This window comes from Aerococcus sp. L_32 (assembly GCF_050689315.1).
Genome location: NZ_JBOEQF010001310.1, coordinates 1 through 507 on the forward strand (window position 1 = coordinate 1; position 507 = coordinate 507).

Annotated in this window: 1 pseudogene; it reads left to right on the top strand. The window is 42.2% G+C overall.

The features are described 5' to 3' along the window. Window positions 1–507: pseudogene (locus ACRCJ0_RS19510) on the top strand (bifunctional glutamate--cysteine ligase GshA/glutathione synthetase GshB); the annotation flags it as partial.

Sequence of the window (507 nt, forward strand, 5' to 3'; positions counted from 1 at the left end):
CCTGAGGGTCAGTTGGCCTTAACCCCGCATCCTAAAAAAGTGGATGGGTCAACGTCGTCATTTTATATTCAACGGGACTTTGCGGAGTCGCAATTAGAATTGGTGACACCACCAGTTTATTCTGCGGACCATGTCATGGAATGGTTGCAAGCAATACATGAAGTGACGATTGAGTCATTAACAGAAAATGAACGGATCTGGCCATACTCAATGCCACCTGCCTTGCCGGCGGATGATTTGATTGAAGTGGCAGATTTAGAAGACCCAGCTGCTGTTGACTACCGGGATTATTTAGTAGAAGTATACGGTAAAAAATTGCAGATGATTTCTGGTATTCACTTCAATATGCAGATTTCACCTGCTTTCATTCAACTAGTCCATGAAGAAGCGAAAAAAGTAGACGGCAATAGCCAATCACTAAAAGATTTCCAGTCTGATTTTTATCTACGTTTATCCCGTAATTTCTTGCGTTACCAGTGGATTTTAGTTTATTTATTTGGGGCGGCG